At 38.6% G+C, this 20,406-nt stretch carries 21 protein-coding genes and 3 pseudogenes; 20 read left to right on the top strand and 4 right to left on the bottom strand.

What is annotated here, in order from left to right; all coding sequences use genetic code 11:
• Position 1 precedes the first annotated feature (1 nt).
• Positions 2-466: a hypothetical protein gene (locus NSQ49_RS23350; protein ID WP_251284150.1), complete on the bottom strand. Its 465-nt coding sequence runs from the start codon at positions 464-466 to the stop codon at positions 2-4.
• 522 nt (positions 467-988) lie between these two features.
• Between NSQ49_RS23350 and NSQ49_RS23355 the strand changes: the two genes are divergently transcribed.
• From NSQ49_RS23355 to NSQ49_RS23395, 9 genes are all read left to right on the top strand, one after another.
• Complete coding sequence (locus tag NSQ49_RS23355; protein ID WP_174751801.1) at positions 989-2,506, top strand: phospholipase D-like domain-containing protein; 1,518 nt, start codon at positions 989-991, stop codon at positions 2,504-2,506.
• Between the two features lie 314 nt (positions 2,507-2,820).
• A complete protein-coding gene (locus NSQ49_RS23360) occupies positions 2,821-3,504 on the top strand; it encodes a DUF421 domain-containing protein (protein ID WP_251284151.1) in 684 nt (227 codons plus the stop codon).
• 350 nt (positions 3,505-3,854) lie between these two features.
• A complete protein-coding gene (locus NSQ49_RS23365; protein ID WP_061791252.1) occupies positions 3,855-4,058 on the top strand; it encodes a DUF1657 domain-containing protein in 204 nt (67 codons plus the stop codon).
• Between the two features lie 81 nt (positions 4,059-4,139).
• Positions 4,140-4,607, top strand: a complete 468-nt coding sequence (locus NSQ49_RS23370; protein WP_061791253.1) for a YhcN/YlaJ family sporulation lipoprotein — start codon at positions 4,140-4,142, stop codon at positions 4,605-4,607.
• Between the two features lie 16 nt (positions 4,608-4,623).
• Positions 4,624-5,103: a stage V sporulation protein AC gene (gene spoVAC / locus NSQ49_RS23375; RefSeq protein ID WP_019382213.1), complete on the top strand. Its 480-nt coding sequence runs from the start codon at positions 4,624-4,626 to the stop codon at positions 5,101-5,103.
• Positions 5,103-6,122 (top strand): stage V sporulation protein AD, encoded by a 1,020-nt coding sequence (gene spoVAD / locus NSQ49_RS23380; RefSeq protein WP_159864454.1) that lies wholly within the window; start codon positions 5,103-5,105, stop codon positions 6,120-6,122. The genes spoVAC and spoVAD overlap by 1 nt, the downstream gene beginning before the upstream one ends.
• On the top strand, positions 6,119-6,469 hold the full coding sequence (gene spoVAE / locus NSQ49_RS23385; RefSeq protein ID WP_019382211.1) for a stage V sporulation protein AE: 351 nt from the start codon (positions 6,119-6,121) through the stop codon (positions 6,467-6,469). The genes spoVAD and spoVAE overlap by 4 nt, the downstream gene beginning before the upstream one ends.
• 12 nt (positions 6,470-6,481) lie before the next feature.
• Positions 6,482-6,688 carry a DUF1657 domain-containing protein gene (locus NSQ49_RS23390; RefSeq protein WP_061791255.1) on the top strand — a complete coding sequence of 69 codons (207 nt, stop codon included), beginning with the start codon at positions 6,482-6,484 and terminating at the stop codon, positions 6,686-6,688.
• A gap of 31 nt (positions 6,689-6,719) precedes the next feature.
• Entirely contained in the window at positions 6,720-7,580 is an 861-nt protein-coding gene (locus NSQ49_RS23395; protein ID WP_251284152.1) for a DUF421 domain-containing protein, read from the top strand.
• Positions 7,581-7,810: 230 nt separating this feature from the next.
• On the opposite strand, the pseudogene NSQ49_RS23400 reads toward NSQ49_RS23395, so the two are convergent.
• Positions 7,811-7,960: pseudogene (locus NSQ49_RS23400) on the bottom strand (D-serine ammonia-lyase); the annotation flags it as partial.
• A 380-nt stretch (positions 7,961-8,340) separates the two neighbouring features.
• Here NSQ49_RS23400 and NSQ49_RS23405 point away from each other — a divergent pair.
• From NSQ49_RS23405 to NSQ49_RS23415, 3 genes are all read left to right on the top strand, one after another.
• Positions 8,341-8,466, top strand: a complete 126-nt coding sequence (locus NSQ49_RS23405; protein WP_261391754.1) for a hypothetical protein — start codon at positions 8,341-8,343, stop codon at positions 8,464-8,466.
• A gap of 401 nt (positions 8,467-8,867) precedes the next feature.
• Complete coding sequence (locus NSQ49_RS23410; RefSeq protein ID WP_251284154.1) at positions 8,868-9,059, top strand: hypothetical protein; 192 nt, start codon at positions 8,868-8,870, stop codon at positions 9,057-9,059.
• A gap of 23 nt (positions 9,060-9,082) precedes the next feature.
• Positions 9,083-9,517, top strand: coding sequence for a YfmQ family protein (locus tag NSQ49_RS23415; protein ID WP_251284155.1), 435 nt, complete (start codon positions 9,083-9,085; stop codon positions 9,515-9,517).
• Positions 9,518-9,666: 149 nt separating this feature from the next.
• Here the strand turns inward: NSQ49_RS23415 and pdxR are convergent, their stop codons facing one another.
• A complete protein-coding gene (gene pdxR / locus NSQ49_RS23420) occupies positions 9,667-11,097 on the bottom strand; it encodes a MocR-like pyridoxine biosynthesis transcription factor PdxR (RefSeq protein ID WP_251284156.1) in 1,431 nt (476 codons plus the stop codon).
• A 196-nt stretch (positions 11,098-11,293) separates the two neighbouring features.
• Positions 11,294-12,091, bottom strand: a complete 798-nt coding sequence (locus NSQ49_RS23425) for a carbonic anhydrase (RefSeq protein ID WP_251284157.1) — start codon at positions 12,089-12,091, stop codon at positions 11,294-11,296.
• A 627-nt stretch (positions 12,092-12,718) separates the two neighbouring features.
• Between NSQ49_RS23425 and NSQ49_RS23430 the strand changes: the two genes are divergently transcribed.
• The 8 genes and pseudogenes from NSQ49_RS23430 to NSQ49_RS23465 all read left to right on the top strand — a co-directional run.
• Positions 12,719-13,801 carry a LuxE/PaaK family acyltransferase gene (locus tag NSQ49_RS23430; protein ID WP_251284158.1) on the top strand — a complete coding sequence of 361 codons (1,083 nt, stop codon included), beginning with the start codon at positions 12,719-12,721 and terminating at the stop codon, positions 13,799-13,801.
• Positions 13,798-15,249, top strand: coding sequence for an acyl-CoA reductase (locus NSQ49_RS23435; protein ID WP_251284159.1), 1,452 nt, complete (start codon positions 13,798-13,800; stop codon positions 15,247-15,249). Before NSQ49_RS23430 ends, NSQ49_RS23435 begins: the two co-directional genes overlap by 4 nt.
• An 11-nt stretch (positions 15,250-15,260) precedes the next feature.
• The gene (locus NSQ49_RS23440) at positions 15,261-16,007 is read left to right on the top strand and encodes an ABC transporter ATP-binding protein (protein WP_251284160.1); all 747 of its coding nucleotides are present in this window, start codon (positions 15,261-15,263) and stop codon (positions 16,005-16,007) included.
• The gene (locus tag NSQ49_RS23445; protein WP_251284161.1) at positions 16,004-16,765 is read left to right on the top strand and encodes an ABC transporter permease; all 762 of its coding nucleotides are present in this window, start codon (positions 16,004-16,006) and stop codon (positions 16,763-16,765) included. The genes NSQ49_RS23440 and NSQ49_RS23445 overlap by 4 nt, the downstream gene beginning before the upstream one ends.
• Entirely contained in the window at positions 16,762-17,160 is a 399-nt protein-coding gene (locus NSQ49_RS23450; protein ID WP_341071444.1) for an ABC transporter substrate-binding protein, read from the top strand. The genes NSQ49_RS23445 and NSQ49_RS23450 overlap by 4 nt, the downstream gene beginning before the upstream one ends.
• 16 nt (positions 17,161-17,176) lie before the next feature.
• Positions 17,177-17,830, top strand: a pseudogene (locus tag NSQ49_RS23455) (ABC transporter substrate-binding protein).
• Positions 17,831-17,843: 13 nt separating this feature from the next.
• On the top strand, positions 17,844-18,611 hold the full coding sequence (locus tag NSQ49_RS23460) for an SDR family oxidoreductase (RefSeq protein WP_251284163.1): 768 nt from the start codon (positions 17,844-17,846) through the stop codon (positions 18,609-18,611).
• A gap of 652 nt (positions 18,612-19,263) precedes the next feature.
• Positions 19,264-20,405: pseudogene (locus NSQ49_RS23465) on the top strand (spore germination protein); the annotation flags it as partial.
• Position 20,406: the final 1 nt, after the last annotated feature.

Genomic DNA, 20,406 nt, shown 5'->3' on the forward strand with positions numbered 1-20,406 from the left:
ACTATATTTTGCCTCGTAAAAAAGAAAGGTCGATAAAATATTGATCTGGAGGGTTATTTTCAATTGATTGGGGATCCAGGTGAAGCTCTGTTTTTCTTAACAGATTGTTTTCCTTTCTCCAAAAGAAAAGAACGGCCGTTTGATGAATGGGTTCCCTAATCCCTTTCTTCGGTGCAAGAAGTTCAATCTTAAGATCGTCCAGGGGAAAATCAGGACGGCAAATAAGCTTACAAGGTGCTGTTTGTAAGGGTTCATAGTGATTTATTGTATGATCAGACAGATGATGGATCCTCCCGGTAGCTGCAATTCTTTTATCAGGGAGGATCAGTCCAGGTTCATGATAGAGATCTCTTCCGATGGAGGAAGGGATCTTTTTTTTGTTCCATAAAATCGACATCGAAAAAGTGTGGCCAGGCAAAATCGTCCATGCTCTTTTGGCTATCAGTTCAAATCCGATAAAGGACATGGCTATCCCTCTTTCCTGTTGCTCTATACTGATGTTTATGCTCGAGGAGGAAAAAATATCTGCTATGCCTCCACCAACATAAAACTTACTGATTATGATAGCTATTTCTCTCTAACCCTCTTTTTTGAGAACCGGCCTGTTAGATGTTTGCTTACCAACTAATAAAAAGTACCCATCTCTAATAGAACAATAAAAAATTAGCTTTCTCCAGCATGCAATAAAGTATATAAACAAACTCTTGGATGCAGATAAGAAATTCTAAGATAAGTATTTTTCCAATGGGGGGATCTTTTATGATTACAGTAAAAGAGTTGGCAGCAGCTGAGTAATCTAAGATTTTAGTTAGATGGAAGTAATGATCTCTAACAATTAATTTTCCTGTGACAAAAAAATACAAAAATTTTTATTAGGATGTCTCACCACTATGTGTAAAAATCTGCCTAACCAATTCCTCCATATTCCAAACGTATACTTGCTGCATGGTTTGTACATGTTAATGGAAAAACTAAGGAGGAATTTTAGTTGGAATGGATTTACTTTCTATACCTGTTAAATACGGTCTTTATCTTATTCATAGCCATTTGGGAAGTTCGGCGGCCTTCCAAAGCTTTGAATTGGATAGTAATCGCCCTTGTTTTGCCTGTCATTGGTTTCTTATTATATCTTAGCATATCAAATCCCAATCTTATTCATCGTAAAAGATTGACCTTTTCTGATAATAAGTCTGATAAGTTGCCTGAGACATATAGTGATTCTGCATCGATCATCGCCAATGCTTTAAGGTATTTTTCTGTAGGCGGGCTTCGAATCGGCAAAGTCCAAGTACTAAACAATGGAATCGCAAAATATGATCAGCTTATCGAATCCCTTCAAAAAGCCCAAAAAACCATTGATCTGGAATATTTCATCTATCGTAACGACCAAATTGGTAATCGTATTACAGAACTGCTGATAGAAAAAGCAGTAAATGGAGTGCGGGTTCGTTTTATTAGAGATGCTTGGGGGAGTAAAAAATTTCCGCGACAAAAAATTCTTCAGATGGTGGAAGCAGGGATCGAATGCCGGACAATTTTCCCTTTGAAATTTCCCTGGGTTTTGTCCAATTGGAATTATCGGGATCATTGTAAGATTGTCACTATTGACAGTAAGGAATCCTTTGCTGGCGGTATGAACATTGGGTATGAATATACAGGATTAAGGCCGGACGTTGGATTCTGGAGGGACACTCATTTGCAAATTAAAGGCGAAGCAGCTGGAGACTTGCAGGCTATCTTCGACGTTCATTGGAATATCGCTGTACCAGAACGGATAAAGTCAAAAGCGAAATCTGATGCAACGAAAAAGAGTACCAAAACCCAAAAATATAAATCAAAGGAAATCAATCCAGCCAGCAGCATAGATCTTTCAAGATGGTCTGCCGAATTAGGATCTGAGTTATGGCCTATAGAAGGTAAAACAGACAATACCCAATCAAAGACAGGAGAATTGCATATGGCATACATCCATACGCTGGAAGGAAACCCTGGAATTCCCACACCATTTATTCGCCAAGCTTTCTTTATATTGATAACACAAGCGAGCAAAACCATTGATATATCAACGCCTTACTTTATACCAGAAACAGATATTATTATGGCATTAAAGACAGCTGTGGCTCGTGGTGTACGCGTAAGATTACTGGTTCCCCGCCATATTGATAAAAAAATCGTGGGTTTTGCAAGTCAAACCTATTACGGAGAGCTTATAGAAGCTGGGGTCCAAATCTATCAGTACGATAAAGGAATGTTACATGCAAAACTGATGATCATTGATGGAGAAATTGCAGAAGTAGGCGCAGCAAACTATGATATGAGAAGCTTTCGCCTGAATTATGAAGTGTGTCAAGTCGTGTACAGTGCTGATGTGGCAAGGGAACTTACAGAGCAGTTCGAGAGGGATCTTTCTGATTCTATACCATTAAGAATTGAAGACTTAATGCAGCGATCCCTGACCATGCGGTTTGTTGAACAGGGTGCCCGCCTGCTTTCTCCATTATTATAAGTTGATGTATCCTGTTTTTTGTTCTTTGAAAAATCGAAAACCCATGTTTAAGAACTCTGAACACGGGTTTCGATGGTTCATTTACTAAAAACGGTAATACAAAACAGGTAGTTCAAAGAGTTTGAATTGCTTTTTAAATAAATATAAATGACAAATGTATATCATAAGGAAATACGTTTATTAGAACTGCATACCTGCCTTTAGATCCTCGGACCTTTCCGTATGATATTCAGCGGTATCGGCAGCCAGTTCTCTAGCCTCTTTATCGAAACCTCAAGATACAGCTAAGTAAAATGTAAACTGGAGGAAAAACTTTGGAAGAAATTCATATTGGTTTACTGACGATTAAAGTCATCGTTGGTTTTGCAACTTTATTTTTTATCATTATCATAACAGGCAGAACATCCATAAATCAGTTAACCCCGTTTCACTTAGTTTTTGTGTTAGTACTTGGAGATTTATTAGGAAATACCATTTATCAAGATCAGGTAGGGGTCTTACATTTTTTATATGCAATCGGATTGTGGACGTTTCTTATGCTGGGAATAGAGTTTATGACTCTAAAAAATAAATCGGCACGTTCTCTCTTATTAGGCAATCCTAACATCATCATTCGAGATGGTGTTATGGACAGAAAGTTACTTAAAAAGAACAAACTGGATGTAAATCAAGTATTGAGTATACTTCGTCAAAATCATGTCTTTTCAATTCGCGAAGTCAAATACGGTATATTGGAAGCTAATGGACAAATAAGTTTATTATTAAAATCCAAGTATCAAAAACCAGAAAAACAAGATTTCAATCTCCCGGAAAGTCCAGCAGACCTCCCAACATCGTTAATTATAGATGGGGAAATTCTATGGGATAATTTACATGAACTCGGGTTTGATCAACAGTGGTTAGATAACCAATTAACTGCCAATGGATATGATAGTGTAAAGCGTATCCTATACGCAGATTGGCGAGAGAGTGACGGCATACACATAAGTCCTAAATAAATTTTGTTAGGATAAAGCAGGGATTTAAATTGAAAAAAGAAATGGCCAGCTAAGACCAAGACAAGGGAGAGAATTTATATTCTCTCCCTTTCAAGAGTAATAGGAAGAATGAATGGCATTGGTTTACAAAAATCGCTATGACATAGTATCTCATCAAGAATGCATAAGGGTGAAAAGTGGATCTCTTACAAAACGTATCGATTTTGCGTAGGAAAGTACCCCTAATAAAGAATTGACATAAATTCTCGCTTGGTTAGCCAAAGTAGGTTTTATCCGGAAAATTTTAAGCATAAAAATCGTTTTTTAAAGCATTCTAAAAAGGTCCTAAAAAAACAAAGGAGGTGCCATTCATGACAGTCATCAATGACGTTAAAACAGCTCTGGCAGGACTAAAAAGTGCTCAGGCGAGCTTTGAAACATTTGCTCTTAGTACAGATAATGAACAAGCGAAGCAGCTGTATCAAGATGCCGCTAAACAAACTCAAGCCTTAGTGGACAGTATTTCACCGCGTGTTCAGCAAATCGAACAAGAAGAACCTCAATACAAACAATAATCATTAACACGATACAAAAGGTTGGTTGGATATCGGCCAACCTTTTTCCCGATTTTGAATGGATAAAATGAGGTGATTTTCATGAAAGTCAACATAGCTAATTTTAAAATTCTTATATTATTGCTAATCATTATCGGACTAAGCTCTGGATGTAATGAAAATCAATTGGATAATAACAATAAAAAGTCTAGTGTTTCGCAAGTGCATACAGGGAAGCCAATCGATCAATCTATCGCTAACCACGCTAAAGAAAAGATTATAACTAAGGACGAAATTACGGATGTTAGGGCTGTGAATACAGATAAGGAGCTTCTAGCGGCGATAAAGGTAGAAAATTTCGACCGTTTTCGCTTAAAAAGTATCGAGAAGACCGTAACATCCGACTTGGAAAAAATGTATCCGAATCACATGGTTGTCGTTTCGTCCGATAAAAAAATGTTATGGGAACTCCAAAAAATTGAAGAAAGACTGCAAAAAAACAAAACGAATAAGAAAAACTTAAAAAAGGATTTGAAAAAACTTAAAAGTCTTATTAAGGAACAGACGTAAAGTGGGGGATGAAGCCATGTCAAATAATCAAAAGAAACAGCTTTCACCAGTCCAGCAGGAATACCAGGAACTGCAAAAACAGCGCGAAATCAAAAGGCCGGTTGTGAAAAATTGTATAAAAGCCTTTCTAATAGGCGGTCTCATCTGTCTTATTGGCCAGTTTATTCAGGATTTTTACATTTATTATTTTGATTTTACAGAGCAAACGGCCGGCAACCCGACGGTTGGAACGTTAATTTTTATTACAATGCTTTTTACTGGTTTTGGTGTATATGACCGAATTGCCCAATTTGGGGGAGCTGGGACAGCGGTACCCGTAACTGGTTTTGGCAATGCAGTCATATCACCTGCCATGGAACATCGAACCGAAGGATTTGTCTTGGGCGTAGGCGGTAATATATTTAAATTGGCGGGTTCGGTTATTTTATTCGGTGTTTTTTCTGCCTTTGTCATTGCCTTAATTAAGACAATTTTAATCAGATGGGGTGGTTTATAATGCTTGCAGGCCATCGTACATGGATATTCGAACAAAAGCCCGTCATTATTTCGACTGGAACTATTGGGGGACCCTTTGAAGCCAATGGAGCTATACCGGATGACTTTGATACTCTTCATGCTGATTTATGGCTTGGACAAGATTCCTATGAAAAAGCACATAAAGTCCTTTTTGAAGAAGCTTGTCAGAAAGCGATGGAAAAAGGCGGAATCCAAAAGGATCAAGTACAATTTATCTTTGCCGGTGATTTAATTAATCAAATAACGCCAACCAGTTTCGCTAGCCGGACAATTGGAGCACCGTATTTTGGTTTGTTTGGTGCCTGTTCTACTTCAATGGAGGGGCTTGCATTAGCTGCTTATATCGTTAATACCAATGGAGCTAAATATATACTGACTGGAGCCTCCAGTCATGATACAGCAGTTGAAAAGCAATTTCGTTATCCAACTGAATATGGCGGACAAAAGCCTCCTACTGCCCAATGGACAGTCACAGGTGCTGGCGCGGCCCTTTTAAGTGATTCTGGTGAAGGACCAAGTGTTACATCTGCAACAATTGGCCGTGTAATTGATATGGGCTTAACAGATCCATTTAATATGGGAGGGGCCATGGCTCCTGCTGCGGTAGATACCATTGAGGCGCATTTAACGGAAAGAAACATTGATCCATCTTATTATGATTTAATCGTCACCGGGGATCTTGGCCAAATAGGGCGTGAAGTTTCCCTTGATTTATTTAAAAAGCATGGAATTTCCATCAGTGAAGAGCAATACCAGGATTGCGGTCTTATGATTTATCGGGAGGGTCAGCCAGTCCTGGCAGGTGCAAGTGGTCCAGGTTGTTCAGCAACCGTCGTTTATGGGCATTTATTAAATCGCATGAAGAAAGGAGAATTTAAAAGAATGTTAGTCGTGGCCACAGGTGCCTTATTATCTCCACTTTCTTTTCAGCAAAGCGAATCGATCCCTTGTATCGCCCATGCAGTATCCATTGAATATGGGGGGCAATCATCCATATGACCTATTTTTGGGCTTTTACCGTAGGCGGTTTGATTTGTGTCATTGGGCAGATTATGTTTGATGTGTTTAAATTGACACCCGGACATACATTAAGTTCTCTTGTCGTAGCAGGGGCTATTTTAGATGGATTTGGATTATATGAACCCTTGATTGATTTTGCTGGTGCAGGCGCTACTGTACCTATTACAAGCTTTGGCAATTCCCTTGTGCATGGGGCTATGCAGGAAGCAGAAAAACACGGGATAGTTGGTGTACTCACGGGAATGTTTGAAGTAACCAGTTCAGGTATTTCAGCTGCCATTATTTTTGGAATGCTGGGAGCCCTTATTTTTAAGCCAAAAGGATAAGGAGGATGTTAAATGACGATTGCATCAAATGTAAAGCAGACTCTTGCCAGCCTTAAAGGTGCAGAAGCCGATTTATCCAGCTTAGCACTTAGGACTCAAGACTTTGAATCAAAGCGTACACTCCATGAAACCATGATGAGTGTCCATGAGGTAGTAACGGATTTAAAAAAGCGAATAGGTGAAATGGAACGGGAAGAATTTCAGTATAAAGGTTTTTAAGAGATATTATTTTTGCTGGGGGTGTTAATCAGTGCCTGCATGGTTAGATATTGCCGTACGGTCAATTTTATTTGTTGTAATTTTATTCTTTATTACGAAATGGTTAGGAAAGAAACAAATATCAGAGTTATCTTTCTTTGAATATGTCACTGGTATTTCTATTGGGAGTATAGGTGCTGAGGTTGCTATGGGGCTTGAACGGAGCATTTTTCACGGGATCATCGGAGTTATTATCTTTGCAGCGATACCCTTTATCTCTGGTGTAATTTCCTTAAAAAGTAAAAAGTTTCGTGATTTTGTAGAAGGTACAGGAACTATCTTTATAAAAGACGGAAAAATCATGGAAGATAACATGAAAAAGGAAAGATACACGACAGATGAGTTACTGGAGCTGCTTCGCAGGAAGGATGTTTATCAAGTGGCGGATGTAGAATTCGCCGTATTAGAGCCGACTGGAGATTTGTCCGTCATGCTAAAGAAAGAAAATCAGCCATTAACACCAAAGGATCTAAACTTGGCGATTGCTCCAATCAAAGAGCCTCAGACTGTCATTATGGATGGTGTTATAATGGATGAACCGCTTGCCACGATCGGACGAAGCCGGGCCTGGTTATACACTGAATTAGATAAGCTTGGTGTAACGGTCGAAAATGTGTTTCTGGGACAAGTTAACTCTTATGGAGAGTTAACAGTAGACCTGTTTGACGATCAATTACAAGTCCCATCACCTCAGGATAGAGCCCTAATTCTTTCGACCCTGAAAAAATGCCAAGCAGACTTAGAGCTGTTTGCTCTTGGAACCGAAGTAAAAGAAGCTAGGCAGATGTATAGTGAAAATAGTGAAAAACTGCAAAAAGCAATTGATAAAGTGATGCCTATTTTGAAAGGATGATGATGCATTAACAGTAAAGCAGGACCTTTTTATTTTAAAACTAATTAGTTAACCCCTTAGCTTGATTTCAGACTAAGGGGTGTTTTCCTATATTATAGTCAAGTTATCTACTTCTATTTCCCCGATGCTAATTCCAGCCCTTTTTGATAATATTGTGCCATCATTTTTTCAGGAACCATGCTTCCGCCCGTCGCCCACACAATATGTGTAGCCTTGCTCATTGCTTCCGTTTCTAGAGTAAGGGGAGATTTTTTAATTCCAGTTTGAAACTTTTCCAGATTAGGATTGATCCAAAAAACCTCTTCTGTCGATATGAGCTTATTCAGTAAAGGATATTTGTCTTTCCATGCTTTTATTTCTATTCTTTCAATGTCTTTCATCTTTTTTATCCTAAAGAAAAGAGGGTTATTAAAAGAAGGATTTGCGGCTGATATTGTTATTTTTGATCCACTAACCATTCGTGACAATGCTACTTATGAGGATCCGTTACAAGAGCCCTCAGGTATTAACTATGTAATTGTTAACGGACAGCTGGCTGCAGAAAATGGGAAGTACTTAGGGGTAACCGCTGGTCAAGTGTTAAGGCGGGAACCTGTATATGCCGAGAATGTTTCTGTATAAAGATTTACAGAATTTAGCCACTTACCGGAAATCTGCAAATTGAAAAATTCTTGACGATAATGATGTCTTTTTCCCTTTCAATTAAAGTTATTCAAAATGAAATCCTCTGAGATCAGAGCAGAATGCAGAGTGAAGGTAATTGGGAAAAAGACTATTAATATATCCATTAGAAGAAATAGCTGAAGCCGAAATTGTATTTGGAAAAAATTTATGGGAAAATGGTATTAAGAATAAGTTAATAAATAAAAAGGCTAGAAAAGACTAACGTCAATTTTCTAGCCTTTTAAAAAAGCAGGGTAGATTACATCCACGATCTAGTTAGAAAAAACTACTGAAATTTACGTAGAATCCCGGTAGAGCGTCCACTGCATTAGCCAGACGGGTATAAGGATCCTTCAGAAATCTACTAGGTGCAGCAATATTGCTATGTGAATATCTTGTCCTTTTTCTTGTATGTGTCTTTAGCGGCTTCCTTTAGATTTAGGATTGGGGGTAATCATATAGCTCCTTACTTGCAAGATGGCTGGTTTTCAAACTCATTCATTTAACGATGGGGTAAAGTGGATGGGGAAAATTATGCTGTAGTGGATGGTTGTTTTATACTTTTAGTAAGTTATCATTTAGTTAAGTAAAATAACGATCCAGAAGTAAGAAGAGGTGAGCTGAATGAAAGTGATGTTAGGTTTAGTGGTATTGATCTTAATTCTTGCTGTTGTTTCTACGTTGGTGCTGACAGGCAAATCAGACGAGGACTACGGAAATTCGGCTAAGAGAAATACAGCAAATTTAACTTTAATATATGTGGTGGTTATATTTATTGCTCTCACTTCACTTGGAATCTATATTTGGCGGGCTTAATTAGCTAAGGGAGATGATGAGAAGTGACATGGGCTGTTTTAATTCCAATTATACTCGTTAGTTTATTAAAAATAGTCATAACCTGCCTGCCAACGGGTACTGTCAATTGGCTCCTCAGCAAATTTGAAACACATTCCAAGCTTAAAGAGGAGGACGTCACCGTTACCTTTGGAGATAAGATTCTCGAAGGCAAGGAAAAAATAAAATTTATTGATCAATTTAACGAAGGAATTTTTATCAAGAAGCACTATATCCATCCTGGGAACGAACAAAATTTTTTATCGCCGCCGAAAGCCGGCACGCCCGTAATAATGGATGTAAAGCGGGGGGAAACAAACCTCAGGATTATTGTATACAGTTATAGTGATCGAATTGATGTGGTAAAACAATACAGAAAAAAAGTTGTTGCCTATAGCCTGATTTCCGAGGAGCTCCAGCATAGTCGTTTGGCTGTATAGGGGAGATAGTTTAGAGACAAAAATGAATAAAAATACAGCTGAATATTGGCCAGAAAGAATCACGCATGGGTAAAAAAATCCATGCGTGATTTGTCTTTGCAGTATTAAACCGCCGATAAACTGACTGACATCCTTAAAATTGATTGCTGCTATATGAATGCAAGGGCTTCAGCAAATCGTTTAATTCCTTCATGAATGTTTTCTTCTTTTTCCCTGGCAAATGTAAAACGGACAAATCCTTTCTCAGTTCCCATTGAGTTGCCAGGAACGTAGATGACGCCTCTCTTAATAGATTCTTCGAGTAATTGAATTTCATTAAAATCCTTCTTGATTCTGCACCATAGATGTATACCGCCTTCAGGGACGTTATATTCAACTTGATCATGAAGAAAGGTCTGCAGACTTGTATCAATCTGCTTGCTTCGATGATCTAATTGCTTCACTAAATGCTTAATATGGGATTCAAATTTGCTGGATTCAATAAAATCATTGGCAATCCATTGAGAATAGCTTCCATGTCCAAAATCGACCTGCTGTTTTGCATCTGACAATCTTTCAATTACCGGTTTCGGCCCAATAATCCAGCCTATTCTTAGGCCTGAAGCAACAATTTTTGTCAGAGAGCTAATATATAGAACATTTCCATTTTGATCAAGGGATTTAAGAGTTTTCATTTTTTCACCTTTGAAAGAGGTTAAGCTATATGGATCATCCTCCACAATGGGAATGCCATATTGAGAAGAGAGTTCCAGGACTTTTCTTCGTTGGTTTTCAGGTAATAATGTACCCGTTGGATTTTGGTATATAGGATTTAAAAAGATCATTTTAATTTGGTGTTTTTTATATAATGCCGTGATATCGTCCGGATCAATTCCATCCTTATCTGTTTTTAAGTAATAGGTTTTGATGCCGGCAGATTTAAAGATGGGGAGGCTATAGTGATAAGAAGGATCCTGGATCGCTACAGCATCACCCGGTTTCAGGAGACATTGAATGACAAGATGCAAGGCTTGCTGTGCCCCTGACGTAATCAGGATAGAAGAAGATTCAGCCTCAATGTCCCGAAATGTTTTTACATGGGCAGCAAGAGTTTCTCTAAGAATTTCATTCCCTTGGGGATGGTCATATCCCAAAGGGCCAATAAAGGATCTGCTGGATGTAATTTCTCTTAGGGACGATAAGGGAAAAAGGTCTTGAGACAGTTCCCCGCTGGCTAAGTTAATCAGCTTGGTCCCAGTTAGTTCCCTATGGATTCTTTTTGTAACAGGGAAATTAGGCAAAAAGGAGCCCGCTTCAATGTATCTGTTCCAGCTTGGAATCCTTCTCTTTGTCATCCCCCAAATATCCTTGCTGATCGTTGTACCGCTTCCCTGATTCCGTTCGATGATTCCATTGGACTCCAGTTCATCATATGCCGCAACAACCGTGCTTCTGTTGATGTTAAACTGTTTGGCCAATCCTCTTTCAGAGGGAAGCGGCTTATCCGGGGGAAAAGTGCCATCTGCAATCCCATTTTCAATATAAAAAGCAAGCTGCTTATAAATAGGTGTTCTCGACTTTCTGTCAGGTATCCAATCCAATTGAAACAATCCTTTTCATAAAATAATGGCCTTTTTTGATATTATAACACCTTTCTTTTAATGATGGATTGACTGGAGCTGCCAACTAGCTTTATCGAAAACACCATTATTCAAAAATTCTCGTCCGATGGGCAGACTGAGGAGTATTTGAGGAAATTTTATGTTACTGGTTTTTAACTGGTGCAAGGTGAATTTTTCACTCTAATTCAGAAACTGTTCTTTCATTGAGAGGCTGAATTGGCCTGCTATTATGAGGGAAAATAGAACCAAATGCATTAATTTGTTCTTTTGACAGCTCAATCGGCTGCTCTAAGACGAACCATTTTACTCCCTCAGAACAAGGCGGTGTCGTTAATGACCCGCTATAGCTGAAGAGTTTTCTCTCTTTTGGCAATAAGTTTTCAAGGTTTATAGTCTTGTCCAAAATAACATCCTTTTCCGTTTTCTCTTTTGGAAGTGCGGCCCAGACTTCTTCAAGTACTTTATTTTCATTTCCAGCATGAATAAGAAATCCAAGAACAGCCAACTGTCCTTCTTTGTTTTGATGAACTAAATGTCCCTCCATTTCAAACTTATTTCCGTTAAGCTGGTGTTCACTGGGATTATGAAAGTGCATTTGCTTCAGTGTATACTCTTCATCATTTACTATTATGTTATTTCTGCCAGATGTATCATTAGCTTGTATAGTATGGCCATTGTTCATAAGTGTAAAAGCTGTAGGGCTATAGTTTATTTTAATTTCACTTAATGCTTGATCGGTCTGTTCATTAGTTTGTTCAATGTCGATTGGTGACTGTTCTGTACCATCTGCGCACGCAGAAAATGCATCGATTTTCCCCCAATGTTCCGGACCGGTATCTCCATTGTAAGACCAATGAGTCTCACTTTTATCCGAATTCTTTTTCTCAGGTGAAGTTTGCGTAGCAGAAGTACAGGCAGTCATGAATAGTAAGACAGTTCCAAGAAATAATTTTGTAAATAAATTATTTTTCATATACTCTCCTTTCAAATTACAGGTCTTCGTCTAAAGGAAATTCTTCCCTTATTATTATTGTAAAATTTAGAATAAAATGGAACATGTCTTTTTACTTAATTTTTTCAGTATAAATTAAGTGAATAGTGAATAAGAATATGCCTGCTTGGTGCCTTTTTATATAATGTTAGTTGAATGATTCAATGATTATTGATATATATATAATTAGGTAGATAAGTAAGGCGGGATACTAACATATTGGTTTATGTTGTTCAACAATGCTATACTGAAAAATATCCATCGTTTAAGAAAAATATTTATTCTTATTAAATCATGCTACTTGTTTAATAAGTTTGAATAACATCTTGACCAATGATAAGGTAAATAATTATCTCTTGTGAGAAACGTGGTTAAAAATATTTGAATACATATCGGGGGCTGGTGGAAACTGGCTGAGATTGCAACTATTCCGTTGCTGACCGTGATAACCTGTTGGATAATGCCAGCGTAGGGAATGTGATTAGGGGAACTATGAGCACTTTGCGCCTGCAGAGTGCTCTTTTTGTTTTCCTAAAGTAAAGGGCCAGCAAATAAATATAGTAAGCTCTTAGTTCAGCTTTACATAATTTCAAAAAAGAGGGTGACGAAATGAGAAATGAAATCGTAGACCGTGTTCTTCATTTTATGAGAAGTGAAGATTTTTCTGATGAAGCCTTTAATGACCTGGCATTAAATATATTTCGGTACCAATATTCGAATAACAAACCTTTTCAAATGTATTGTCGTCAGAAAGGGAAAACACCTAGGATGGTCAAAAGTTGGAAGGATATCCCTGCGGTGCCCATAAATGCATTCAAGGAGCTCACCCTAAGCTGTGAGGATACGGAATTTGCAGAGGATGTGTTTATGACAAGCGGAACAACGAAAGGGGTTAGAGGGAAGCATTACCACCCAACATTAGAGGTATACAATCAATCCATGTTAAAAAACTTTAAAGCTCGTTTTATGAAGGAGCATAAACAAATAAAAATGGGTATCCTGTTTCCCACTGAAAAGAATATGCCCAATTCTTCTCTGTCACATTATCTAGCATTGGCATATAAGGAATATGGGACACATGACAGCCAATATTTTGTCGATGAACAGGGCTTGAAGGTTGATTCCTTATTGCTCGCCTTAGAGCAAGCTGAGGAATTGGGTCAGCCAATAGCGCTTCTTGGTGCATCCTTTAGTTTTGTTCACTTGTTTGATGAGCTGCAAGCAAAGGGGAGATACTTCCGCCTTCCAGCTGGAAGTAGAATTCTAGATACTGGTGGCTTTAAGAATAAATCAAAGGAGCTGGATTTAGAGACGTTTTATACCCAGCTTTCGACATTGTTAGGGGTTGATAAGTCGGAATGTATCAATATGTATGGAATGACTGAATTGAGTACGCAATTTTATGATCATGGGAATAGTACAGTACCATCAGTAAAATCAGGTCCACATTGGATACGAACAAGGCTGATAAACCCATTAACAGGGGAAGAGGTTGTGAAGGGAGAAAAAGGAGTGCTGGTTCATTGTGATCTAGCAAACTTTAATTCAGTCACAACGATTTTAACGGAGGACCTCGGTGCAGAGAAAGAGGAAGGATTTATATTATTAGGGCGGGCACAAGGAGCAGAGGCAAAAGGATGCTCAATGGCTGTAGATGAATTCATACAGGCAGCAAAGGGGTCATTTCAATGATGGAAATCGCAGGCTATCTTCCAAGCACTCTCAAGGGGGAGCCAGAATATAAAACCTTAACCTTTGAAGGAAATGACAGGAAGCTAGACGTACAAGTTCCACTATTATCACAACAGCAGCTTGATCAGGTTATTAATGTGGTAAAAGCTTCAGCTGCCTCGGTACTTAAATCCTTGTCTGTGACAGAAATTATTGAAATCATTGATAGAGTTATTGAGCAATTGCTGGATCGATCTAACCCCTATCGGCAAAAGGCAGAAGAATTATTGCCAATTGTAACAGGTTATAACGAGGAAATAATTAGGCTTGGGTTAACAAATTATCTAAAAACCTTTCGCAAGCAAAATCTGCAGCGTTTTATTGCGGAGGATTTTGGCAACCCTTTGCTATTAGACGACTTTCAGCCAAGAGTCAAAAAAGGATTTTCTAAGGCTGTAGGAGCAAATATTACGGTTCAAGTCTGGTCTGGGAATGTTCCTGCTCTTCCACTTTGGAGCCTCATATCAAGTTTAATCGTAAAATCAGGCACCATTGGCAAGCTGCCGAGGGCGGAACCCTTATTTGCAGGCTGGTTTGCAAAGATGATTGCCGAGGCTGAGCCAAAACTTGCAGATTGTTTAGCCGTCATTTGGTGGAAGGGCGGTGACGAAGAAAAGGAGAAGCGTGTATATCAGCATGCGGATATTGTTCTTGCTTATGGCGGCAATCAAGCACTGGATTCAATAAAAAGCCGTGTTCCAATTACCACCCGCTTCCTTCCATTTGGTCATAAAATTAGTTTTGGTATTGTTTCAAGGGTTAGCCTTGACTCTCGTAAGGTATGGAAAACAGTCCGGGATGCTGCATATGATGTAATTCGGTATGATCAACAAGGCTGTTACTCTCCGCATGTTTTTTATGTGCAAAATGGCGGGAATATTGAACCGAGAGAGTTTGCCAGATATTTAGCCCATGAATTAGAAAGCTTTGAAAAGAGGTACCCTCGCAGAAGTCTTTCATTAGAAGAAGCAGCAAAACTTGTTGAATGGAGACAAAAGGAAGAGTTCAGTTTATTTACTAACCAAGAAAAAGAAATCCTTGGTGAACAAAATAATTCCTGGGTGGTCGTTTTTGATAAAGCTGAAAATGAGTTAACACCAAGCTGTTTAAATCGAGTCATCAGAGTTGTTGAAGTGGACGAGTTAGTTGATATCCCGTCATATATCGAGAACTCAAGATCGTATCTGCAAACGGCCGGAATTGCAGCGTCACCAAAAGAACTCTTTGAAATCGCAGAGCTATTAGGAAGAGTGGGAGTAACACGTATAACAAGGCTGGGAAATATGACAGCCCCAGAAGCAGCATGGCATCATGATGGACGTTTTAATTTACTGGACTTAGTAAATATGGTGGATATTGAACACCTTGCGGAGGAATATTCAGAAAATCTTGCCTCTTATGTAGATTAGGAGATAATACTATGAGTTTTTTAATCATTGACAACGTAACCTATAGTTATGATGGAGAAAAAAATATAATAAATGATACATCGTGGGAGATTAAAAAGGGAGAATTTCACAGCCTATTAGGACGAAGCGGCTGCGGGAAGACAACTTTATTGAAAGTAGCAGCAGGACTTCTTGAGCCCACTACGGGGGCTGTTGCGTTAGGAAATAAGAAAATAACCGGACCTTCATCTGACATCGGCTTTGTTTTTCAGGCACCTACACTACTGGAGTGGAAGACGGTCCTTGAAAATATTCTTTTGCCCATTTCATTAAAAAGAAAGCCAACAGCGGAAGATTGCGAGAGAGCCAAGACATTATTAAGGATGATGAAGCTAACGGATTATGACGGCCATTATCCATCTGAACTATCAGGTGGCCAGCAAAGCCGTGTCGCTATAGCACGAGCCTTGATTAATCATCCTTCAATGTTATTTTTGGACGAGCCTTTTGCTGCACTTGATGCCATTACAAGAGAAGAGCTGCAGGATGATTTATTATCACTGTGTCATGATCAAAAAATGACAGTATTATTTATTACTCATGATATAACTGAGGCAGTGTATTTATCGGATCGGGTTGCAGTCATGAAGAACGGAGAAATTATTTTAGAATTAACCGTACCACTGCCGAAGCCGCGTCAAGCTTCTGATCGGTACAGTTCCTCGTTTAATGAGCATTGCTTAAAGATTCGGACTGCCATGAATGGGTGGGAAGGATGAAAAACTACAGACTTTATTCATTCGTACTGTTCCTCTTGCTAATGATCCTATGGGAGCTTATCGCAGGTACGATGTCAGAGCTTATTTTACCTGCTCCTTCAGTCGTCTTATCTGTACTTTGGGATGGAATGGTGTCCGGGTATCTCTTGCCGCATCTTTATAGGACATCCTTAGAAGTTATTTTAGGACTTTTCTTTGGAAGTCTAATAGGTTTAATAGCGGGTATGATCTTGGGAGAAATTGATTTCTTAAGAAGAATCATTCTTCCCTATGTCATTGCCAGTCAGGCTGTGCCAAAGCTTGCACTTGCCCCGTTATTTATCTTGTGGTTTGGCTTTGGGATGACATCAAAAGTAGTCATAACTGCACTTATTTGCTTCTTTCCGCTGCTGGAAAACACTATCGTGGCAATTCAGCAGACTGATTCAAATAAAAAAGAATTATTTCGAGTTTTAAATGCTACAAGATGGCAGACATTACTTCATCTAAAACTTCCCTCCGGGCTGCCTAGTATTTTGGCTGGATTTCGTGTCGCGGTAGTATTAGCGGTTGTTGGAGCCGTTGTTGGGGAGTTCATTGGAGGCAGTGAAGGATTAGGAGCCATGATTATTGCATCACAAGGGATGATGGATACACCCCTAATGTTCGCTGTCCTTATATTACTCACCCTGCTGGGGATGTTTTTTTATGAAGGTGTGCGACTGGTAGAGAAATGGCTTATAAAGCCCAAAAAGAAGGAGAAAATGAATAGAAAATGAAGACCATGATGAAGGCATTTATTATAGCAATTTTAACAATCTTAACAGCATGTAACCAAGATTCAACTAGTACAACACAAGAGAAAGCAACGCTGGAATCAATTCGAGTAGCAAGCTGGAGCAAACCGATTACAGAACAAACAAACCTGCTTGTAGAGGAGAAGAAAGGGTTTTTCAAAGAACAAGGATTAAACATGACCTTTATTCCTGGTGCAGGAGGGGGAGATGCCATTAAAAATATTTTAACAGGAAAAGCCGACATTGCTTTTACTGATCCAGGCTCATTATTTTTTGCCTTAGACAAAGGGGAAAAACTAAGAGTTATATATAATATCTATCCTCAGAATGTGTTCAATATAGTTTCATTAAAAGATAAAAACAAGAGTTATATATAATATCTATCCTCAGAATGTGTTCAATATAGTTTCATTAAAAGATAAAAACATTACGAAGCCGGAAGACTTAAAAGGGAAAACGATTGGTGTTTACAGCCTGTCAAGTGGGACAAGACAAAATTTATTAGTTTTATTACACGAAGCAGGCTTAACAGAAGAAGACGTGAAGATTGTTGAAACAGGCATCTTAAACTTTGCTCCTTTAATGCAAGGACAAGTGGACGCAACAGCTGCTACAGATACTGGTTTATTTATAGGCCAGTAGAAGGACCTTGGTGAAGTGAATGTCATGGAGGTGAAGAACTATCTAAACTTTCCAAGTGATGTATTCGTTGTAACAGAGGAAACATATCAGAAGAAAAAGGAACTTTTAAAAAGCTTTATCATTGGTTATAGAAATAGTGCGGAATGGATGATACATAATCCGGATGAAGCAGCTTCTTTAGCGGCGGCCTATGCGATTGATGGGAAAAATGAAACCAGCAACCTGGAAATTATTAAGCTTCGGAACAAATCAAGTGTTTCGACAACAACTGAGGAACGCGGCTTAGGTACTTTTGACATGGAAATGTTCCAAGTGGCAGCAGATACGTATAGAAGATTAGGATTGGTTGAAAACCCACTGAACATGAAGAATATTGTAACAGAGGAGCTTATTCCGAAAAAATAATAGGAGATATGGAATGAAATTTCAAAACAAAGTTGTGCTTGTTACAGGGTCAAGTCGTGGAATCGGGGCATCCCTGGCAAAAGGTTTTGCCAAAGAAGGTGCTACTGTTGTCATTAATTATTTAAAAAACCAAACAGCAGCTGAAGAGGTTGTTTCAGCTTGTATTGAACTTAGTGGAGATTCCTGGGCCATACAAGCTGATGTAACACAGGAGCAAGCTGTAAAGGATATGGTTGATGAAATCTTATTAGAAGCAGGAAAAATTGATGTAGTCGTAAATAACGCTTTTAGACCATATACGTTTAATCCAGATCAGCGAAAATTAGCTTGGCAACTCACTTGGGAGGATTATCAGGAGCAAATGGATGGTACACTTCGTTCTACTCATTACCTATGCCAGGCTGTTATTCCAGCTATGAAAAAACGAGTTCAAGGAAGCATTATCAATATGGTTAGTAATTTAGTAGAACGGCCGATTGTACCATACCCTGACTATACAACTGCTAAAAGTGCGCTTGTGGGTTATAGTAGAAATTTGGCTGCGGAACTTGGGTCCTTTGGAATTAGAGTCAACTGTGTAGCGCCTGGATTAGTCTATCCTACAGATGCAAGTCGTGATACAAAAGAGGAAGTAAAGGAGATGATTATTTCCCAAACACCATTAAGAAGGCTTGCTTCACCAAGTGATATTGAGGGGCCGGTCTTATTTTTAGCTTCAGATTGGAGCGGATTTATGACAGGGCAGACACTTTATGTAGACGGCGGCCTTGTTATGCAGTAAAGAAAGTGGAGGGATTTAGTTAAATAGAGCGTCAATTGCTAAGCAATTAAGCTTTTACAGTAATTCTTTAATTCTTTTTTTCTATTAATTTTTTTTGCAGTCTATTGAAGGTAGCGGGAACGCATAAAAGATACGGCCATTGTGGTCGATGGAATATTACTTTATTTGTTTTCTATCGCCCCGAGGCCGTTTTTTTTGTCAAATTTTCAAGACAAAAAACGAAAGGGTTGAGGTATTGTATGATAACAAAGATACAAATAGCGGTATGGATTGTTTAGTGATAGGTGTGTTGTCTCAGGCTAAGAGGCTCATACATTAAAAAACAAGAAACATAAAGAGAATATTCTGCCCAGGGTTATAAACCGATATGGCATATGTGGTTTTAGCTGCTGTATCAGTGGTTTTGGGGCAGACCCAAATGGTATAAAGAGACTAATTCTAACATCGATCTTAGGCGGCTATGCCGGAAGATTGTTTTCTTCAGACACTTCAATGGTTAAAAGATCCTCCTTATAACTTAATTCTTCATCATTGGATTTAAATCAACCAATCTTTTTTCATTAGTTTCTTAATTACTCACCCCACCAAATAAAATAGAAATTAAACACATTAACACTTCCCACTAAAATATCTTATTAATAAATCATAATGCCTTGCAAAGGGGGCTCAACAATGTTCTGATATTGTGTTTCGTGTTGTCCCTATTAAAAATAATGTTAATGTTCTATATGTTTATGTAGATGGTTTATGTGACACCAAAATTCTTGATGAGATAATGTCAAATTGCTTCATCCTGTCTGAAAATGAAGAAAGATTAACATTTGAAAAAACCATACAAAAACAGCTTGCTGCTGTAGCACAAATAAAATTTACCATGAATGTAAATGAGTTAATTGCAGGTATTTTAGAGGCAAACGTCGCTATTTTGGTTGATGGGGAGTCTACAGGGTTACTTGCAGATTTAAAAGGATTTGAAAAACGATCCATTGAAGAGCCTTCTTCTGAAACGGTTATACGCGGTCCTAGAGATGGGTTTACTGAAACATTGCGGGTAAATACAAGTTTGCTTAGAAGACGAATTCGAAGTCCAAAATTGAAAATAGAGTCTTTTACCATTGGAGAGTATTCAAAAACTGATGTAGCAGTTGCGTATATTGACAAAATTGCAAGTGAAGCTGTAATAGAGGAAGTTCGAAAAAGAGTGGGTTCAATTAAAATTGATGGAGTTATGGAAACTGGGTATATTGAGGAGTTTATTGAAGATTTACCCTTTTCTCCATTTCCTCAAATTCAAAACACCGAGCGCCCTGATTTATCGTTTGCGGAAGTTTATTAGAGGGAAAAGTAGCAATTCTAGTCGACAATACTCCATTTGTTCTCATCGTACCTATGACCTTCTGGTCGGGATTGCAGGCTGCTGAGGATTATTATGAACGGTTTATATATGTAACTTTTATTCGCTGGATTCGCTATTTTTTATTTAATATTTCACTGTTGCTTCCCTCCTTATATGTTGCTGTGACAACCTATCATCCACAGTTAATTCCTGCAAATTTGTTAATCAGTATAGCCTCCGCAAGAGAGAATGTTCCATTTCCAGCAGTGCTGGAAGCTTTGATGATGGAGTTGATGTTCGAAGCATTGCGGGAAGCAGGGGTTCGCCTTCCAAAAACAATCGGTTCTGCTGTAAGTATTGTGGAAGCGCTTGTAATTGGGGATGCCGCAGTACAAGCTGGTATTGTTTCTGCTCCTATGGTGATTGTGGTAGCAGCTACAGGGATTTTGCCATATTCGG

Origin of the sequence: Cytobacillus sp. FSL R5-0377, from assembly GCF_038004385.1 — a bacterium.
In the GTDB taxonomy this organism is placed as follows: domain Bacteria; phylum Bacillota; class Bacilli; order Bacillales; family Cytobacillaceae; genus Cytobacillus.